Raw genomic sequence first — 17,766 nt, forward strand, 5'->3', positions numbered from 1 at the left:
ACCGGGGGCGGACGGTCAGTGGTCGTCCCAGTGACCGTTGTGCGGGGCGTGCCGGTGGCCGTCGTGGATGTAGTCCATGTGGTCGCCGTGCGGGACCGCGACGTGGCCGCAGCCCTCCTGGTGCTGGTGGGTGTGTTCCTGGTGCTCGGTGTGCCCGGCGGGCTCGCACTCGTCGACGTGGTCCTGGTGGGTGCGGTGCAGACAGCCGTCGTGCACGTAGTCGGTGTGGTCGCCGTGCGGGACGGCGACATGCCCGCAGCCGGCTCCGTGCTGGTGGGTGTGGCCCTGGTGGGTGGTGTGCGTGGCCGTCGCCATGACTTCCTCCTGATCCGCCGTGCTGTGTGGTGACTTTTGCGCCATTTGATAAGCAGAGCGCAATCTGTCCAGAATGCTAGATCAGTCACCACATTTTACCGCTGATGTCCGTTCCGTCGGAGTGTGTGGCGCCCAGGCCCAGCCGCGAATGCCCGGCGCGGGGGAGCGCCCGTCGGCGGGCGGCGGTAGGACCGGTACGCCGGACGCCGCCGCCGCGTCCAGGCCGGGCATGAGATCGCGCTGACCGCCCGGCCGGCCCCGCGGCGCGGCGACGGAGGACGGCCGGCACATCGCACCCAGGGCGGGCGGTACGGCCGGGCCGGGGACCGGGCGGCGGCCCGGCCGCGTGGACGCGGTAGTCGTGCGCGGGGCCCGGCCCGGCGAGGGGCGTAGGGCGAGCGCAGCCGGGAAATGGGTTCGGCGGAAAACTGTCGCAGTTGCTGCCGGCGGCCCGCTGCCGCCGGACGGAGCGGGCGCGTAGCGGTCCGCATCAGGAGGAGCCTCGGGATGGGCGTCCCCTTGTACCTGGAGCCACGGCTGACGCCTCGACTCACGTCGTTGCTGCGGTCCGGCCGGTTCCTGCACGCGCTCGTCGGCGGGCTGGGATCGCCGCTCAACGTGGTGCTGCCGGACCAGATCGCCGACAACCTCACCCACTTCCGCGACGTCTACCGCACGCACCGGCTGTCCGGCCAGGTCTTCTTCGCGCACAAGGCCAACCGCTCCAGCGCCCTGGTGCGGCGGCTCGCCGCCACGGACGCCGGACTGGACGCCGCCTCGCTCGGCGAACTGCAGCACGCGCTCGGCGCCGGCTTCACCCCGGACCGGATCATGGCCACCGGTCCGAAGGACCCCGAGTTCCTGTGGCTGGCCGCCCGGACCGGCGTCCTCGTGCACGTCGACGGACAGGCGGAGCTGGACGAACTCGCCGCCCTGGTCCGGCAGTACGGCCTGCCGCCCGCCGGGGTGCTGCTCCGGCTCTCGGGGTTCGCCTCCGAGGGCACCCGGCTGCTCACCCGGCCGAGCAGGTTCGGAACACCGGCGGGGGAGCTGGGCGGACTGCTCACCACACTGGAGCGGTACCCGGACGAGTTACGCCTGGCCGGCGTCGGCTACCACCTCGACACCACCAGCCTCGCCGAGAAGGCCGTGGCCCTCGAAGGCTGCGTCCGGGCGATGGACGAGTGCCGAGGCCGCGGGCTGAACCCCCGGATCATCGACATCGGGGGCGGCTTCGGCGTCAGCTACCTCGCGGACGGCGAGCAGTGGGAGCGGTACACGACCGAGCTGACCCGGGCGGTCATGGGCCGGCGCCCAGCCCTGACCTGGCGCCGGCACGGCTACGGCCTGTGGCACGAGGCCGGAACGCTGCGCGGGTCCCTCGCCCTCTACCCGGCGCACCGCCCCGTCGCCGCTGAGAAGTACCTCGACGCGCTGCTGACCCAGCCCGCGCCCGCCCTGGGCACGCGGCTCGCCACGCTGCTCCTGGAGGGCCTGTGCGACCTGTACGTCGAACCGGGGCGGGCCCTGGCCGACCAGTGCGGGCTCACGCTGGCGCGGGTCCTGGAGGTGCGCCGGACGGGGGCGGGTGAGCGGGTGGTGCGGCTGGCGGCCAACGCCACCGACGTGGCACTGGAGGAGCACGGCGTCCTGATGGACCCGGTCGTCGTACCGGCCGACGGCAGGCGGGCGCCGGCCGCGGGCGGACCGGTCGGGGTCCACCTCGCCGGCAACCTGTGCCTGGAAGCCGACATGATCACGCGGCGGACGGTCTTCCTGCCGTACCCGCCGTGCCCCGGCGACCTGCTGGCCTTCGCGAACACCGCCGGGTACTGCATGGACTTCCGGGCCGGGGAGGCGCAGCGGCAGCCCGTCGCCCGCAAGGCCGCCGTCTGGCAGGACGGCCGGGACGGCGCGCGGGAGCGGCGGGACGGCCGGGAACGGCAGGACGGGCAGGACGACGGGCACGGCGAGGTTCCGTGGCGCTGGTGCCTGGACGAGGAGTACTGGCCGGTCGCCCAGCAGGCACACCACCCGCGACACCACGGCACACCGGCAGGAGGAGGCGCATGAGACTCGACAGCATCACCGACGCCATCGGCGACACCCCGCTGGTACGCGTCGATCCGGCCGTGCACGGCCTGCGCCACATCGACCTGTACGCCAAGCTGGAGATGCTGAACCCCTTCGGATCGGTCAAGGACCGGGCCGCATGGCACATGGTCCGGCCCGGACTGACGGCCGCGGCGGACGGCCACCGCACCGTCGTGGAACTGTCCAGCGGGAACACCGCAAAGGCCCTGTCCCTGCTCGCCGGGCTGTACGGCGTCCCGTTCAAGACCGTCACCAACCGGATCAGGGTCCCCGAGATGAGGGACCTGCTGCTGTTGCTCGGCGCCGAGGTCGAGGAACTGCCCGGACAGACGGAGTGCCTCGACCCCACCAGTACCGACGACCCGCTGACCCTCTTCCACCAGGAGCTCACCGGGTCGGCCGACGGCTACGTCTACACCGACCAGTACTACAACGCGCGCAACACCGAGGCCCACGCGGCCGGTACCGGCCCCGAGATCGTCGCCGACCTGGACGGCCGGGCACCGGACCACTTCGTCGCGTGCGTGGGCACCGCGGGCTCCTCCAGCGGCGTCGCCCGCGTGCTGCGCGAGCACGACCCCGGCGTGCACGTCCTCGGGCTCGTGGCGCACAAGGCCGACTTCATCCCCGGCATCCGCACCATCGACGAGGTCCAGGGAGTCGGTCTGTTCGACCCGGCCACGTACGACACGATCGAGACCGTCACCGCGGACGAAGCCATCGAGGGCATGGTGACGCTGGCCCGGCGGTGCGGGATGCCGGCCGGGCCGACCGGCGGCGCCGCCTACACCGGGGCCGTACGCCACCTGCGCACCCTCGACGCGGAGCTGACGGAGCGCCGGACCGCGGTGTTCATCGTGTGCGACCGGATCGAGAGCTACCTGAGCTACGTACGCCAGCGGCGGCCCGACCTCCTGGGCCGCCCGGCCCACCGCAACTCCCTCGCCACCCTCACCGAAGCGGAGGCCGCGGCCGCCACCGGCATCGGCACCGAGGACGCCGAGCGGTGGATCGCCCAGGACGAGCCCCTCGTCGTCGACCTGCGCAGCCCCTTCTCGTACGCCGCGCTGCACATCGACGGCTCGGTGAACATCGTCGACGAGCTGTTCGCCGAACTCCTCCAGGGCGGCCTGCCGTTCAGCAAGAGCCGGCCCGTGCTGCTGGCCTGCCCGGTGGGGGAGCAGTCAGCCCGGTACGCCGCGCTGCTGACCCGCATGGGCCACCCCGACGTACGCAGCCTGGCCGGCGGCATCATCGCCTGGCGCGACGCGGGCGCCCCGCTCGTACGGGAGTGAGGGCGCCGTGACCGCCACCGGCGCACCGGCCTCCGCGGCCCTGGAAGAGCTGCGCGAGTGGCACGCCGCGCTCCGCGTCCAGTTCCCGATCCTCACCGGGCACCCGGAGCTGGTGTACCTGGACAGCGCGGCGACCGCGCAGAAGCCGCGCGCCGTCCTGGACGCCGTCCACACCTACCTCACCACCAGCAACGCCAACGCCGGGCGGGCCACCTACACGTGGGCCAACCGCACGACCGCGCTCATGCGGGAGACCCGGGACCGGATCAAGGAGTTCCTGGCCGACCCGGAGCCGGACCGCTCCGGCGTGCATCTGGTCAGCGGTACCACCGAAGGGCTGCGCACCGTCGCCCGCGACTGGCTCACCGGACTGCTCGCCGACCAGGACGAGATCGTCGTGCCGTTCGCCGACCACCAGGCAAACATCGCGCCCTGGCTGGAGGCCCGCGACCTGCTGGCCCGGCAGGGCACCCGCGTCCGCGTCCGCCCGATGCCGTACCAGGCGGGCTCCGGCGACTACGACCCGGCGGCCCTCGCCGAACTGGTCACGCCGCGCACCCGCTTCATCGCGGCCACCCACGTCCACCACGTCTACGGCGGCGACATGAACGTCCACCGGATCCGCCGGGCGGTGGGCCCGGACGCGGTGATCTGCCTGGACGCCGCGCAGAGCGTCGGCCACCTCCCCGTCTCCCTCGCCGAACTCGACGTGGACTTCCTGGCCTTCTCCGGCCACAAGGCCCTGGCGCTGCCGGGCTCGGGGGCGGTCTGGGCCCGTAACGCACGCGGCCCCCGCTTCGCCCCCGGCGGCTGGGACGGCAGCCCCGACACCACCGGGGCCGCGAGCCTGCGGGCGGCGCTGGACTGGCTGGACGCCGCGGGCACGGACCGCATCGCGCGGTGGACCCGCGCGCTGGCCGCCCGGCTCACCGACGGCCTGCGCCGACTGCCCGCGTACGAGGTGCTCGGCTGCCGGCGCAGCCTGGCGGCCGACTCGGACGTACCGGGACGGCACGGCATCGTCACCTTCCGCCACCGCGGCATCGGCTCCGGCGACCTGGGCTTCGTCCTCTTCAGCCACGGCTTCATGGTCCGCTCCGACAGCCTCTGCCAGGGCAGCGCGGGCGAGCGCGAACACGCGGTACGGGTGAGCCTGCACGTCTACAACACCCCGGAGGAGATCGACCGGCTGCTCGCGGTCCTGACCACCCTCCAGTGAGTTGCGCCAAGGGGAACCATTTTCACCTGTATCTTCGGACCGGTCCGGAAGACGGTGCGAGACGGTGAAGGTGGCACGGCCCCGATGGGACTGGGCACGGCGACGGCCGAGCGATGGGTGGAGCGCTGGGAGCGCCAGCAACAGCGGTACGCGATCGACCGCGAGGAGCGGTTCACGGTGGTCGCCGACGTGGTCGAGCACGTACTCGCCGGGCGGCCCCGGCCGGTCGTCGCGGACCTCGGCTGCGGCCCGGGATCACTGGCCGCACGGCTGGCGGGACGGCTGCCGTACGCCGATGTCGTGGCCGTGGACAGCGACCCGCTGCTGCTCGAACTGGGCCGCACCCACCACGCGCACGCCGCCCGCTTCGTCCGGGCGGCCCTCGGCGAACCCGGCTGGACCGGAGCGCTGGCACTGCCGGGACCGCTGGACGCCGCCGTCTCCACCACCGCCCTGCACTGCCTCTCCGAGGACGCGCTGCGGCGCACGTACGAGGACCTGGCCGCGCTGCTGCGGCCGGGCGGCGTCCTCGTCAACAGCGACATGCTCCACCCGGACGGCAGCACGACGGCCCGGATCGCCCGGCACGTCGGGCGGCGCAGGGCCGAACGGCTGGGCACGACGGCCCACGAGGAGTGGGACTCCTGGTGGACGGCGGCCGCCCGGGACCCCGAGCTGGCGGGCCTGTTCGCCGCCCGCCGCCGCGAGCACCGCCCGCCGCGCAACCGCCACAACGGCCTCACCCTGCCCCGCCACCGCACCCTCCTCCGCGAGGCAGGCTTCCAGGAGACGGGCACGGTCTGGCAGTGCAGCACGGACTACGTCCTCGTGGCGGTCCGCTGAGTCATGTCCCACCTCACATGCCTGTCTCCCTTGACCTGACATCAGTGTCAGGTTCGAGCATGGTCACGGGCCATCGAAGGCCGGGGAGACGAGGAGCGAGTGATGGACAACCAGCTGTACGACTACAGTCCGATCGTCGAGCGGGAGCCGATCCGCTGGCCGGGAGGTGCGCGGGTCGCCTTCTACGTGGGGCTGAACATCGAGCACTACCAGGTGGACCGGCCCTCGACGAGTACCTTTGCGGGTACCGCGGGGCTGACGCCGGACCCGCTCAACTACGGCTGGCGCGACTACGGCCCCCGGGTGGGGTTCTGGCGGCTGCTGAAGAGCCTTGACCGGCACGGGCTGCGGGCCAGCGTGCTGCTCAACTCCGATGTGACGGACCGCTACCCGCAGATCGTGCGGGCAGGCCTGGACCGGAACTGGGCCTGGCTGGCGCACGGCAGGAACAACTCCATCTTCCAGGCCGGCATGAGCCCGGAAGAAGAACGCGCCTACCTCACCGAGGTGGTGACCACCATCGAGAAGGCCACCGGGCGGCGTCCGCGCGGCTGGATGGGGCCGGCCCTCACCGAGACCTTCCGGACCCCGGAGCTGCTGGCCGAGCTCGGTCTCGGCTATGTGCTCGACTGGACCAACGACGACCAGCCGTACCGGCTGAACGTGCCGGGGATGCTGAGCGTGCCGTACTCCGTCGAGCTGAACGACATCAGCCTGTTCGTCGGGAAGAGCCTCAGCGGGCCGGACTTCGTGCAGATCGTCAAGGACCAGCTGGACCAGCTGTACGAGGACTCGGCGGACAGCGGCCGGGTGATGGCGCTGGCGCTGCACCCCTTCGTCATCGGCCAGCCGTTCCGGCACAAGTACCTGGACCAGGCGCTGGAACACGTCGCCGGTCACCCCGGCGTCTGGCTGACGACCAGCGACGAGATCGCGGAGCACTACACCCGGCACCACGTGTAGCCGTACGTGGTGCCGGGGCGCGCGGTCAGTTGAGCGTGAAGGCCCACTGGTGGTTGTTCCGGGCCTCGTCCTGGCACGGGAAGATGCTCAGGTTCCGGTCGTCACTGTCCGCCACCTGCGAGTCCAGGCACATGTTGTCGCTCTTGAAGTTGCGGACCCAGAAGCGGTTGTCGCCCTTCTTCTCCACCCACCACAGCTGGTTGTCGTCGTTCGTGCCGTTGCACTTGTACTCCGTCACCCGCGTCGCGGGACGGGCGCCGCCGTAGTCGGGCAGGTCCATGCAGAGCCCGTCCTTGTCGTTCCGGATGAGGAACAGGGGCGCGCCGTTCGGACCGCCGTCGTCACTCCTCTTGTCGAGGTTCCACAGCTGGTTGTCGTTGGTGGAGCTGTTGCACGCCGCCTGGTGCACGGGGCCGTCGACGCGGCCCTGGGCGGTGGGGATGTCGGCGCAGGTGTGGTTCGTCCAGTTCTTGATGAGCACCCGCACGGTGTTCGCCGGCATGCCGTTGTTCTGGTCGCCGCCCCCGCCCCCGCCCGCGGGCTTGTTCTCCGGCTCCTGCTGTGCGGGCTTCTCCGGCTGCCCCTCCTCCGCCGGCTTCTCCGGCTCCTGGGACGGCTCCTGCGTGGGCTGGGCCGGTGTCTCCTTCGGCAGGGTGGCGGCGGCGTCCTGCGGCTTCTCCTGGGCGAGGCTGGTGACGGAAGGCTTGTAGGCGAACCAGAGGATGAGCCCGGTGATGGTGAGCGCGAGCAGCAGCCCGAGCACCGTCATCAGCCAGTAGGGGAAGACGCTGCGCTGTACGTACGTGCCGTCGACCTCCACCGGCTCGCTGCCCGAGCGCCGCACCGCCAGGCTGAACGGCCGCTGCTGCTTGTGTCCGCCCCAGGTGATCTGCCGGGGCTTGAGCACGGCGTCCACGAAGGCGGCGCGGCCGGGCTCGATCTGCACGTTCGACGGCCGGATCTCGTACGACAGCTCGTCGCTGCGGTCGGCGCCCGTGATCGACGCGGTGAGCTTGGTGTTGCCGAGGTTGTCCACGGCCAGCTTCGGGCGGCCCCGGAACCGGCCCTTGACGGTGTGCGGGACCATCTCGGCCCGGATCTCCGTGAAGGGCGTGATGGTGAGGTTGCCCTCGATGACGGTGGTGGCGTCGGGGTGTTCGGTGGGTATGACCTGCACACCGAACGGGTTCGGCCCCGCGGTGGCGTCGGGGGTGCGCGGCGGGGCGAACGTCAGTTCCACCGTCCCTGTGGTCCCCGGGTACAGCCGTACCGACGCTGGTTCCACGGTCACGTACGGCGCGATGTCACCGACCGGCACGAAGCGGTACTCGTCGACCACGTCTCCGGTGTTGCGGAGTCTCAGCCGTACAGAGGCGGTGCTGCCGGGATCCACGGTGGCGGACGAGGGCTCGAGGGAGGTCCAGATGCTCACGCCCGCGACGCTACGGGAGGACCCGCCGCAGGTCATGAGGCCAGAGGGCAGGGGTGGTGCCCGAACGCGCGGCGTCGGCTGCCCCATCGGCCCGGCGGCCGGGCGTCCCGGGGCGCCGGGAGCGGCACGGAGGCGCACCGCCGGGGTGCGCACGGTTGCCCCCTCGGGCACGCGGGATGCCCCGAGGTAGGTACCGGAGGACGTTCACCTGGCCGTCAGTGGTCCCGGAGGGTGAATTCCGGATCCTGTGTCCAGTACCCCGAGGAGAGCGAAGCATGTCGTCGTACCTGTCACCAGGCGTTTATGTCGAGGAGGTGGCCGGCGGCTCTCGCCCGATCGAGGGAGTGGGCACCTCCGTCGCGGCCTTCGTCGGACTCGCGCCGAGCGGACCGCTGAACAAGCCGACGCTGGTCACCAACTGGACCCAGTACGTCGCCGAGTTCGGTGAGTTCACCGACGGGTACTACCTCGCGCATTCCGTCTACGGCTTCTTCAACAACGGCGGCAGCGCCGCCTACGTCGTGCGCGTGGGCGGGGCTCCGGGCGGCGAGAACGGCCAGGCGCCCGCCGCCGGCCAGGAGGCCGCGGCCCCCGCGGCGCTGCCGCCCGGCGAGCCGCAGCAGCTCGGCACGTTCAAGGTCGCGGCCCTGGCGCCCGGCAGCGGCGACGGACTCTCCGTCGAGGTCACGGACGCCGAGGGCGAGGGCCCGGCCGAGCGCTTCCGGCTGGTCGTCAAGGACGGCGGCAAGGCCGCCGAGACCTTCGACGTCACCGCCAAGAAGGGCGGCCGCAACTACGTCGTCACGCAGGTCAAGGACCGCTCCAAGCTGATCTCCGTCCAGGAGGCGGCGCCCGCGGCGCAGCTGGCCCGGCCCGAGAACCAGACCGTGGCCCTGCCGGCCCCGGCTCCCGCGCCCGCAGCCCCGGCCCCCGCCACCGCGCCCGCCGGCCACCCGGGCCCCGCCGAGTACCTCGGCGACTCCGCCGACCGCACCGGCTTCGGCGGCCTGGAAGCGGTCGACGAGATCTCGATGGTGGCCGTGCCCGACCTGATGGCCGCCTACCAGCGCGGCGCGATCGACCTGGAGGCCGTCAAGGCCGTCCAGCTCGGCCTGATCGCGCACTGCGAGCTGATGGGCGACCGGGTCGCCGTCATCGACCCGCCGCCCGGCCTGAACGCCCGCGGCATCCGCGTCTGGCGCCAGGAGACCGCCGGCTACGACTCCAAGTACGCGGCGCTCTACTACCCGTGGATCAAGGTCTTCGACCCGGCCACCGGCGAGTCGAAGATCGTCCCGCCGAGCGGCCACATCTCCGGCATCTGGGCCCGCAACGACTCCGAGCGCGGCGTGCACAAGGCACCCGCCAACGAGATCGTCCGCGGCGCCGTCGACCTGGAGATGCAGATCACCCGCGGCGAGCAGGACCTGCTCAACCCGATCGGCGTCAACTGCATCCGCGCCTTCCCCGGCCGCGGCATCCGCGTCTGGGGCGCCCGCACCCTCTCCTCCGACCCGGCCTGGCGCTACCTGAACATCCGCCGGTACTTCAACTACCTGGAGGAGTCGATCCTGATCGGCACCCAGTGGGTGGTGTTCGAGCCGAACGACCAGCAGCTGTGGGCCCGCATCCGGCGTAACGTCTCCGCCTTCCTCGTCACGGAGTGGCGCGAGGGCGCCCTCTTCGGCTCCCGGCCGGAGGAGGCGTTCTACGTCAAGTGTGACGCCGAGACCAACCCGCAGGAGTCGGTGGACCTCGGCCGGGTCATCTGCGAGATCGGCATCGCGCCCGTCAAGCCGGCGGAATTCGTGATCTTCCGCCTGGCCCAGTTCTCCAGCGGCAGCGGCGAGCTGGAGGAGTAGCGGCGAGGGCGGCCGCCGGTCGCCCTCCCCTCCCTCGCCTTCTCTCCCGTCGGTCAGTAATCAGCAAAGGACACCCGACAGTTCATGAGTCTCCAGCCAGGTGACGCGCTCACCTCACACAATTTCGGCCTCCAGATCGACGGTGTGATGGTCGAGTACCTCCAGGAGGTCAGCGGCCTGACCATCGAGCAGGACGTCATCGAGTACCAGCAGGTCTCCGCGCAGGGCAAGCCCGTCACGAAGAAGCTGCCCGGCGTGAAGAAGGCGGGCACCTGCACGGTCGTGCGCGGCATGACCCAGTCGGCGGCGTTCAACCAGTGGATCACCGAGTCCGTGGCGGGCGTCATGGCCACGGCCCGCAAGAACGCCACGATCATGGTGATGGATTACCAGAACAACCCGGTCAAGCGGTACAACATGCGCAACGCCTGGTGCAGCAAGGTCGACACCAGCACCGTCAAGGCCGGCGAGGCGTCCGCGCTCACCGAGACCGTGACCATCACGTTCGAAGAACTGGTCATCGAGTAATGCGCCGTACCGCTCCCAGGCCGCCGGCCGCGGCGGTACCGGTGGCTTCCGGCCCCGAGGCCGGGCCGGAAGCCGCGGCGGAGGCGGCCGGGGCCGCGGTCGCCGCTCCGGCGGCCCCGGCCGCCCCCGCGGTGGCCCCACAGCCCGCCCTGAGCACCGAGTTCGCCTTCGAGCTGCCGCGCGGCTACGTCGACGAGTCCGGGACCGTGCACCGGCACGGAGTGATGCGCCTGGCGACCGCCAAGGACGAACTCGTACCGCTGCGGGACCTGCGGGTGCAGGAGAACCCCGCCTACCTCTCGGTGGTACTGCTCGGCCGGGTCATCACCCGGCTGGGGACGCTGCCGCTGGTGCACGACGGGGTGGTGGAGAACATGTTCGCCTCCGACCTCGCCTTCCTGCAGGACTTCTACCGGCAGATCAACGCCGAGGGCCACACCCGGGCCGGGGTGTCCTGCCCGCACTGCGAGCAGCCGTTCGAGGTCGAACTCGGCGGGAGCCGCCTGGGGGAATCGTGACGTACGCGACCGACCGCATGCATGAGGAGATCGCGTACATCGCCTACCACTTCCACTGGAGCCTGGAGGAGATCCTGGACCTCGAACACCGGGACCGCCGCCGTTACGTCGAGCAGATCGCCATGCTGGTGACGCGCGCGGAGGCGGAACGCTGATGGGAATGCTCGACCGGTTCCGGCGGAGCCGGGAGGACGGCACGGGTGCCGCCGGGGGCGACGCGGCGGACGCGGGCGCGGGTGCGGCCACGGCCGGTCCGGCGCCTGCCGCCGATGTGCGGGGCGGGGGTCCGGCCGCTGCCGGTGAGGCCGTGGGGGCGACGGGCCCCTCCGGCCTGCCGCCGATCCAGCGTGCCCTGTCGCGCCCGGACCGCCACACGGTGTCGGCGCCGGACTTCGCCGGCACGCTGGCGTCCTTCCAGAACCCCGGCTTCATGGGCACGCTCTCGCACGCCGTCCTGGACAGCGCGCCGACCGGTCTGATCCGGGACGCCCTGACCCCCGCGGTCCGGTCCGTCCCCGGCCTGGGCGATCCGGCGCTGTCCCTTCCGGTCGCCCGCCCCGAACCGGAGGGGCCGCAGTGGCCCCAGGGGGCGCAGAACCCGGAGGCCGGCGCCCCGGGCGGCGGCGCCTTCGCCTCCCCGGCACCTGCGCTCGCCCCCACCGCCACGCCGCCCTCGGTCCAGCGGGCCAGGGGCCCGCGGGTGGTGCCGGTCAGGCCTACGGGACCTGACGCGAGTTCGGCGCGGCCTGTAGCGAGTCCGGCGCGGCCTGTAGCGAGTCCGGCGCTGGGTGCGCCTGCGGTTGGGGAGGTTGGGTCGACCCGAGGGACCGGTCCGGCAGTGCCGGTCGTGAGGCCTGCGGGGGGCGCGAGCGCCGGGGGCCCGATTCCGGCGTCGGCTCCGACTCCCGTGTCGGTCCCGGTACGTGGCACGGCGTCACTGACCAAGGCGGCGACGCCCGGCCCCGTACAGCGGCGGGTACTGCCGTCAGCGGCACCGGCCGCTGTACCGGCCGCCGTACCGACGGACGTACCGGCCGCGGCATCGTCCCGGACCGCCCCGAGTGAGCGGAAGCCGGCCTCGGGCGGCGGGCCCGGCACGGAGCCGACTCCGACTTCCGGGCGGGCGCCGGAGCCGGTGTCCGGCCCGGTCCCGGAGAGCGGGCCTGTGCCTGGCCCGGCCCCCACGGCCGGGGCACGGCATGAGCCGGCGTCCGGCCCTGCTGTGCAGCGGCCGTCGGTGTCGGACAGCGGCCCGGCCCGGCCGTCGGCTTCGGGCGGCGCACCGATCGGCCGCCCGTCGGCCTCGGATGACGCACCGGTCAGCGGTCGGTCGTCCGCGACTGAGCGGGGAGCGGCGCAGCGGTCGGCGGCGCCGGAAAGCACCGTGGTGCAGCGGGGGATGCCGGAGGCTGGGAGCGGGCCTGCGGCTCGGCCGGTGCGTTCGGGTGAGACGCGGAGTGAGCCGGCGTCCGGTCCTGCTGTGCAGCGACGGGCGGTGCCGATCGGTGAGCCGCTCCGGTCGTCGGAATCGGGCGGTGCGCCGGCCAGCGGGCCGTCGTCGGCGTCGGGCGGTACATCGGACGTCGGGCGGCCGTCCACGGCTGAGCGTGGAACGGCCCAGCGACCGTCCACAGCTGAGCGTGGAACGGCCCAGCGGTCGTCCGGGTCGGAGTCTGGAGTGGTCCAGCGGTCGTCCGGGTCGGAGCGTGGAGCGGTTCAGCAGCCGTCAGCGTCGGAGTCTGGAGCGGTTCAGCAGCCGTCAGCGTCGGAGTCTGGAGCGGTTCAGCGGTCGTCCGGGGCGGAGAAGAGCGCGACCGTGCGGCGGCGGTCGGCGGCGCCGGAGGGCGCAGCGGTGCAGCGAGCGGCCGAGGCCAAGGGCGCGGCTGTGCGGCGGTCGGTGTCGGACGACGGAAGCGGGACCGTGCCCCGGCCGGTACCCACGGCCGAGGCGCGGCGCGAGTCGGCCCAGGGCCCGGAGCAGCAGCGGCCATTGGTGTCCGGCAAGGCAGCGGTGCAGCGGTCGGCGACGGACGGTACGTCGGAGCGGCGACCGGCTGCGCGGAGCGAGCAGGCTTCCGGCTCCGTGCCGGTGAACGAGACCGGCGTACAGTCGGCCGGCACGCCGAGCGCGCCGAGCACGCCGAGCGAGCCGAGCACGCCTGCCGTGCAGCGGAGCGCCGGGCTCGGCAGTCCGGTCAAGCGGAGCGGGGGAGCGGCTTCGAACGCGGCCGCCACGCCGCCCGCCGGCCCGCGTCCCACGCGGCCCGCGGCGTCCGCTGCACCCGGCCCTGAGCCCGTATCGGCTCCCGTACCCGCGCGTCGGCCGGGACTCGGGGCTCCGGTGACGGCTCCTGTGACGGCTCCGGTGACCGGGACGCACCCAGTGGCTGCCCCGCGCTCAGCGGTGACGGCGGACGCGGCTGACGCTCCGGCCGTCCAGCGGGCGATGGCGGAGGCTCCGCTCCTGGGGGCGGGGCCCGCCGGCCCGCTGCCCACTACTTCCGCGTCTCAGCCGGTACGCCCCGCGGGCCCGGCCCCGGCCCCGGCCCTGACCCCGACTCCCGCCCCGGCCGCGCCGGTCGCGCTGCGCCGTATCCCCACGGGGAGCGGTACGGCGGGGACGAGGGGGAGCGAACCGAGGAAGGTGGTCAAGGCAGTGGGCGGCGAGGTAGGCACAGGCACCGCGGTCCAGCGTGCCGTTCCGGCTGCGGCTGCGACTGCCGCTGCCGAGGAGAGCTCTGGCCCGGCTTCCGCAGCGGCCCAACGCCTGACCGTACCTCGGCCATCGGCGGCGCAGCAGGTGGGCGAACGAGCCGTACCGCTGGCGAAGCCGGTGCCGTCGCTGCCGATGCAGCTCCCGGTGCAGCGTGCCTCCGCGACGCCTCCCACGGCACCCCACGTGGCACCGGTCGCCGTCCCGCGACCGACGACGCCTCCGGCCGGGCCGCCGTTCCGTACGCCGTCCGCGGCGCCGTCCGCCACCGCGGCGCCCGTACCCCCCGCCGGTCCGGCGCAGCCGGTCCAGCGGACGGCACGTACGGCACGTACGGCACGTACGGCACGTACGGCACGTACGGCGCAGACGGTGCGGACGACGCATACGGCAGGGACGGCGCAGGCATCGCCGGCACCACCGCCACCGGCACACGCACAGGCATCGGCACAGGCACCGGCACCCCCCACACCCCAGCCATCGTCCACGCCCGCCCCCGCGTCCAATTCCGCCTCTACCCCCGCCATCCAGCGAGCCGGAGGGCACCGCCCCGGCGGCGGGTCGTCGCGGCGTGGTGGCGGTACGTCGCGGCAGCAGCGGGGCGGCAGCACGTCGCGTCAGGTGGGCGGCCGTCAGGGAGGCGGCGCCGCGGGGCAGCCGGCTGGTGAGCCGCGGCAGGAAGGTGGCGGGTTCGATGCCCGGGAGCTGACGGACGGGCAGGTCGATGAGCTGACGCACCGGCTCATCGGGCCGCTGACCCGGCTCCTGCGTACCGAACTGCGTATGGACCGCGAGCGGATCGGGAGGCTGCGCGACCCCCGACGCTGACCGTCCCCTCCCGGAACCCGATACCCGACAACCGTCCCCACCCGACCCGCAGAACCCGATGAGCAGCACCAGGAAGGCCCACCCCGATGCCTCAGGACCAGGACCCCGGTTCAACGATCTTCTTCAACCTGACCATCGACGGTGAGAGCCTGGGCGACTTCAACGGGTGCGAGGGGCTTTCCTCCGAGGTGGAGATCGAGCAGCGGCAGGAGGGCGGCAACAACGGGTTCGTCTGGCAACTGCCCTCGCGCGTGAGCTTCTCGCACATCACGCTGACCCGGCCGCTCACGCCGGACACCGCGAAGGTGGCCGCCTGGGTCTCCTCCGTCACCAGCGGCGTGGTGCGGCCCACCGCGCAGATCGCCGCGCTGCGCGCGGACGGTTCGGTCGTCGCGCGCTGGGGGCTGCTCGACGTGCTGCCCGTGAGCTGGCGGGGGCCGTCCCTGGACCCGGCCAGCCCGGCCGTCGCGACCGAGACGCTGGAGATCGCGCACCACGGCTTCACGGACGCGGGGGCGGCGTAGATGGCGGGCAGGGGAAAGGGCGGTGCGGGCAAGAGCCTGGTGCGGGCGACGCTCGCCATCCACCAGCCGCCGCTCGGGTACAGCACCAAGCCCGGCGGGCTGATCACCACCTTCCACTTCGACTTCAACCCGGCGCAGCTCGCGCTCAGCCGCCGCGCCGAGTGGAAGACGACGCCGACCGCCGCCGTACGTGACGGTGCGCTCCCGGAGTTCATGGGGGCCGCGCCGCGCGAGATGACGGTGGAGGTGTTCCTGGACCGGTCGGGGGAGCCGGACAGCAACGAGGTGCGGAAGAACGTGGAGGCGCTGTTCTCGTGCTGTGAGGTGACCGCGGCGAGCATCGCGGCGAAGCAGCCGTCGACGCCGTGGGTGGTGTTCGAGTGGGGGTCGTTCTCCACGGCCCGGTTCACCGCGTACGTGAGTGCCGTGGAGGCGCAGTACACCCTCTTCGGGACCACCGGTGTGCCGATCCGCGCCACCTGCCAGGTGCAGCTGCACGAGATCCCGAGCCGGACGGCGGGCCAGAACCCCACCTCCGGCGCGCTCACCGCGCGCCGCGTGCACCGCGTGGTGGCGGGCGACTCGCTGCAGTTCCTCGCCTTCCGCGAGTACGGGGACGCCACCGCCTGGCGCATCATCGCCGAGGCCAACGACATCGACAATCCCGCACAGCTGCGGCCGGGGACCGAACTGGTGCTTCCCGCCGCTGAAGAGGTCGGCTCCTGATGACCCAGATCGGTTACTCCAACGTCTTCCACGTCAAGGTCGGCGGCGCGCCGCTGCAGCCCCAGCACGCCCGGCTGCTCGTCGCGGGCTGGGTCGACTTCGGGGCCGGGGTGCCCGGCGCCTTCCAGCTGACGTTCCGCGACCCGAAGCGGAAGCTGCTCGGCGAGGCGGGCATCAAGATCGGTACCGAGGTCGAGCTGGCGCCGGTCGCCGACGGGCAGGGCGCGCAGTCCGTGCTGCTCACGGGCGAGGTGACGGGGCTGGAGTCGGATTACGACGGGACCGGCACCTTCACCGTCGTACGCGGTTACGACCTCGGGCACCGGATGCTGCGGCAGCGCCGGGTGGCCGGCTACCGCTCCATGACGGCTTCCGACATCGTCCGCAAGCTGGCGGGCCAGGACCGGGTGCCGGTCGGCCGGATCGACGCCACCACCGCCAAGTACGAGTTCCTCACCCAGGCCAACGTCACCGACTGGGACTTCGCGTGCCGGCTGGCGGACGAGAGCGAGCGGGTGCTGTCGCTGAGCTCCAAGGGCGAGCTGCAGTTCGTCAAGGCCGACCCGGCGTCCGGCGCGCCTCCGGTGAGCACGCCGAGCGAGAAGAGCCCGTTCGTGCTGGAGGCGGGCGTGGACATCCTGCGCTGCCGGGCCGCGGTCACCTCCGCCGACCAGGTCAGTTCGGTGGAGGCGCGGGGGTGGGACGTGACGACCAAGCGTGACCTGGTCGGGCGGGCGACCGCCGCCACCACTCCCGGCGTGGCGATCGGGACCACCCCGGGCCGGGCCGCCTCGGCGTTCGGCGCCGCCACGCTCGTGGAGACCGACACGCCGCTCGACACCCAGGCCCAGGTCCGGTTCGCCGCGCAGGCCGTCGCCGACGACGTGACCGGGGCCTTCGCCGAGCTGGAGGTGACGGTGCGCGGCAATCCCAAGCTGCGGCCCGGTGAGCCGGTCGCGCTGGCCGACGTGGGGGAGCCCTTCGAGGGCAAGTACACGGTGACCGCGGCCCGCCACTCCTTCGGCGACGGCCGGCACTACGAGACGCTGCTGACCGTCAGCGGCCGGCAGTGGCGGTCCCTGTACGGCCTCGCGTCCGGCGGCACGAGCATGCAGGCCCGGCTGCCCAGCGTCGCCAACGCCCTGGTCACGGACGTGAAGGACCCGCTCAAGCAGGGACGGGTCAAGCTGCGTTTCCCCTGGCTGGACGACAAGTACACCAGCGACTGGGCGCGGACCGTGCAGTTCGGCGGCGTGAAGGGCGGGGGCGTCATCACGCCCGACGTGGGGGACGAGGTGCTGGTCGCGTTCGACCGGGGGACCCTGGACCATCCGTATGTGATCGGCGGGCTCTACAACGGGCGGGACAAGCCGGACCCGGTGGACGTGCCGCTGTACGACGGCACGAAGGGCACCATCACCCGGCGTACCGTCGCCGACCGCAGCGGCAACCGCATCGACCTGCTCGACCAGCGCACCGGCGGCAAGCGCGGCGTACGGCTGAGCACCGGCGACGACAAGCTGACGGTCAACCTGGACCGTACGAACACCGAGATCACCATCAACAGCTCCGGCAACGTCACCATCAAGGGCAGCCGGTCGGTGTCCGTGGAGGCGGGCACCGACCTGGACCTGAGCGCCCGCCGCAATCTGACCATCAAGAGCGGCGGCATGCTCACCATGCAGGGCCGGGGACTGGTCAACCTCAAGTCCCTCGCCGGGGCGGTCAACGTGGACGCGATGGGCGCGCTGAGCCTCAAGGCGCTGGGCGCCGCGACGGTCAGCGCCGGCGGCACCATCCAGGTCAACTCCGTCGCCAACGTCGGCATCCGTGCCGCCACGCTCCTGCTCCAGGGCGTCGTGCTGGTCAACAACAAGCCGTATCCGCTCCCGTGACGGCCGAGCGG

15 protein-coding genes are annotated in these 17,766 nt (G+C 72.8%); 12 read left to right on the forward strand and 3 right to left on the reverse strand.

The features are described 5' to 3' along the window. Positions 1 to 15: 15 nt before the first annotated feature. The gene (locus AAC944_RS34615) at positions 16 to 315 is read right to left on the reverse strand and encodes a hypothetical protein (RefSeq protein ID WP_030613495.1); all 300 of its coding nucleotides are present in this window, start codon (positions 313 to 315) and stop codon (positions 16 to 18) included. 507 nt (positions 316 to 822) lie between these two features. Here AAC944_RS34615 and AAC944_RS34620 point away from each other — a divergent pair. The 5 genes from AAC944_RS34620 (at position 823) to AAC944_RS34640 (ending at position 6,729) form a co-directional block, all read left to right on the forward strand. Next, entirely contained in the window at positions 823 to 2,388 is a 1,566-nt protein-coding gene (locus AAC944_RS34620) for a Y4yA family PLP-dependent enzyme (protein ID WP_078888514.1), read from the forward strand. Beyond that, positions 2,385 to 3,704, forward strand: coding sequence for a pyridoxal-phosphate dependent enzyme (locus tag AAC944_RS34625; protein ID WP_030613501.1), 1,320 nt, complete (start codon positions 2,385 to 2,387; stop codon positions 3,702 to 3,704). The genes AAC944_RS34620 and AAC944_RS34625 overlap by 4 nt, the downstream gene beginning before the upstream one ends. A 7-nt stretch (positions 3,705 to 3,711) precedes the next feature. Next, positions 3,712 to 4,923 carry an aminotransferase class V-fold PLP-dependent enzyme gene (locus AAC944_RS34630; RefSeq protein ID WP_030613503.1) on the forward strand — a complete coding sequence of 404 codons (1,212 nt, stop codon included), beginning with the start codon at positions 3,712 to 3,714 and terminating at the stop codon, positions 4,921 to 4,923. A gap of 84 nt (positions 4,924 to 5,007) precedes the next feature. Then, positions 5,008 to 5,766, forward strand: a complete 759-nt coding sequence (locus AAC944_RS34635; RefSeq protein WP_030613505.1) for a class I SAM-dependent methyltransferase — start codon at positions 5,008 to 5,010, stop codon at positions 5,764 to 5,766. A 102-nt stretch (positions 5,767 to 5,868) separates the two neighbouring features. Further along, complete coding sequence (locus tag AAC944_RS34640; protein ID WP_030613508.1) at positions 5,869 to 6,729, forward strand: polysaccharide deacetylase family protein; 861 nt, start codon at positions 5,869 to 5,871, stop codon at positions 6,727 to 6,729. A 25-nt stretch (positions 6,730 to 6,754) separates the two neighbouring features. On the opposite strand, the gene AAC944_RS34645 is transcribed toward AAC944_RS34640, so the two are convergent. Next, complete coding sequence (locus tag AAC944_RS34645; RefSeq protein ID WP_030613511.1) at positions 6,755 to 8,161, reverse strand: ricin-type beta-trefoil lectin domain protein; 1,407 nt, start codon at positions 8,159 to 8,161, stop codon at positions 6,755 to 6,757. Positions 8,162 to 8,436: 275 nt separating this feature from the next. Between AAC944_RS34645 and AAC944_RS34650 the strand changes: the two genes are divergently transcribed. The 4 genes from AAC944_RS34650 (at position 8,437) to AAC944_RS34665 (ending at position 11,224) form a co-directional block, all read left to right on the forward strand. Continuing rightward, positions 8,437 to 10,023 carry a phage tail sheath family protein gene (locus AAC944_RS34650; protein ID WP_030613514.1) on the forward strand — a complete coding sequence of 529 codons (1,587 nt, stop codon included), beginning with the start codon at positions 8,437 to 8,439 and terminating at the stop codon, positions 10,021 to 10,023. An 84-nt stretch (positions 10,024 to 10,107) separates the two neighbouring features. Beyond that, entirely contained in the window at positions 10,108 to 10,551 is a 444-nt protein-coding gene (locus tag AAC944_RS34655; protein ID WP_030613516.1) for a phage tail protein, read from the forward strand. Beyond that, entirely contained in the window at positions 10,551 to 11,069 is a 519-nt protein-coding gene (locus AAC944_RS34660) for a hypothetical protein (protein ID WP_030613519.1), read from the forward strand. Before AAC944_RS34655 ends, AAC944_RS34660 begins: the two co-directional genes overlap by 1 nt. Beyond that, the gene (locus AAC944_RS34665) at positions 11,066 to 11,224 is read left to right on the forward strand and encodes a DUF6760 family protein (protein ID WP_196942965.1); all 159 of its coding nucleotides are present in this window, start codon (positions 11,066 to 11,068) and stop codon (positions 11,222 to 11,224) included. The genes AAC944_RS34660 and AAC944_RS34665 overlap by 4 nt, the downstream gene beginning before the upstream one ends. Positions 11,225 to 12,851: 1,627 nt before the next feature. Here AAC944_RS34665 and AAC944_RS34670 read toward each other — a convergent pair. Next, positions 12,852 to 13,268: a hypothetical protein gene (locus AAC944_RS34670; RefSeq protein WP_196942966.1), complete on the reverse strand. Its 417-nt coding sequence runs from the start codon at positions 13,266 to 13,268 to the stop codon at positions 12,852 to 12,854. 1,428 nt (positions 13,269 to 14,696) lie between these two features. Between AAC944_RS34670 and AAC944_RS34680 the strand changes: the two genes are divergently transcribed. The 3 genes from AAC944_RS34680 to AAC944_RS34690 are packed head-to-tail and all read left to right on the forward strand — an operon-like array spanning position 14,697 to position 17,755. Beyond that, positions 14,697 to 15,134, forward strand: coding sequence for a phage tail protein (locus tag AAC944_RS34680; protein WP_030613525.1), 438 nt, complete (start codon positions 14,697 to 14,699; stop codon positions 15,132 to 15,134). Beyond that, on the forward strand, positions 15,135 to 15,860 hold the full coding sequence (locus AAC944_RS34685; RefSeq protein WP_030613528.1) for a CIS tube protein: 726 nt from the start codon (positions 15,135 to 15,137) through the stop codon (positions 15,858 to 15,860). After that, positions 15,860 to 17,755, forward strand: a complete 1,896-nt coding sequence (locus AAC944_RS34690) for a VgrG-related protein (protein WP_030613532.1) — start codon at positions 15,860 to 15,862, stop codon at positions 17,753 to 17,755. The genes AAC944_RS34685 and AAC944_RS34690 overlap by 1 nt, the downstream gene beginning before the upstream one ends. Positions 17,756 to 17,766 lie beyond the last annotated feature (11 nt).

Source organism: Streptomyces sclerotialus, assembly GCF_040907265.1.
In the GTDB taxonomy this organism is placed as follows: domain Bacteria; phylum Actinomycetota; class Actinomycetes; order Streptomycetales; family Streptomycetaceae; genus Streptomyces; species Streptomyces sclerotialus.

Excerpts from the sequence above, each read along its gene's own strand:
- AAC944_RS34615 (WP_030613495.1), bottom strand. The coding sequence starts at position 315 with ATGGCGACGGCCACGCACACCACCCACCAGGGCCACACCCACCAGCAC.
- AAC944_RS34660 (WP_030613519.1), top strand. The coding sequence starts at position 10,551 with ATGCGCCGTACCGCTCCCAGGCCGCCGGCCGCGGCGGTACCGGTGGCT.
- AAC944_RS34655 (WP_030613516.1), top strand. The coding sequence starts at position 10,108 with ATGAGTCTCCAGCCAGGTGACGCGCTCACCTCACACAATTTCGGCCTC.
- AAC944_RS34690 (WP_030613532.1), top strand. The coding sequence starts at position 15,860 with ATGACCCAGATCGGTTACTCCAACGTCTTCCACGTCAAGGTCGGCGGC.
- AAC944_RS34650 (WP_030613514.1), top strand. The coding sequence starts at position 8,437 with ATGTCGTCGTACCTGTCACCAGGCGTTTATGTCGAGGAGGTGGCCGGC.
- AAC944_RS34635 (WP_030613505.1), top strand. The coding sequence starts at position 5,008 with ATGGGACTGGGCACGGCGACGGCCGAGCGATGGGTGGAGCGCTGGGAG.
- AAC944_RS34680 (WP_030613525.1), top strand. The coding sequence starts at position 14,697 with ATGCCTCAGGACCAGGACCCCGGTTCAACGATCTTCTTCAACCTGACC.
- AAC944_RS34620 (WP_078888514.1), top strand. The coding sequence starts at position 823 with ATGGGCGTCCCCTTGTACCTGGAGCCACGGCTGACGCCTCGACTCACG.
- AAC944_RS34640 (WP_030613508.1), top strand. The coding sequence starts at position 5,869 with ATGGACAACCAGCTGTACGACTACAGTCCGATCGTCGAGCGGGAGCCG.
- AAC944_RS34685 (WP_030613528.1), top strand. The coding sequence starts at position 15,135 with ATGGCGGGCAGGGGAAAGGGCGGTGCGGGCAAGAGCCTGGTGCGGGCG.
- AAC944_RS34625 (WP_030613501.1), top strand. The coding sequence starts at position 2,385 with ATGAGACTCGACAGCATCACCGACGCCATCGGCGACACCCCGCTGGTA.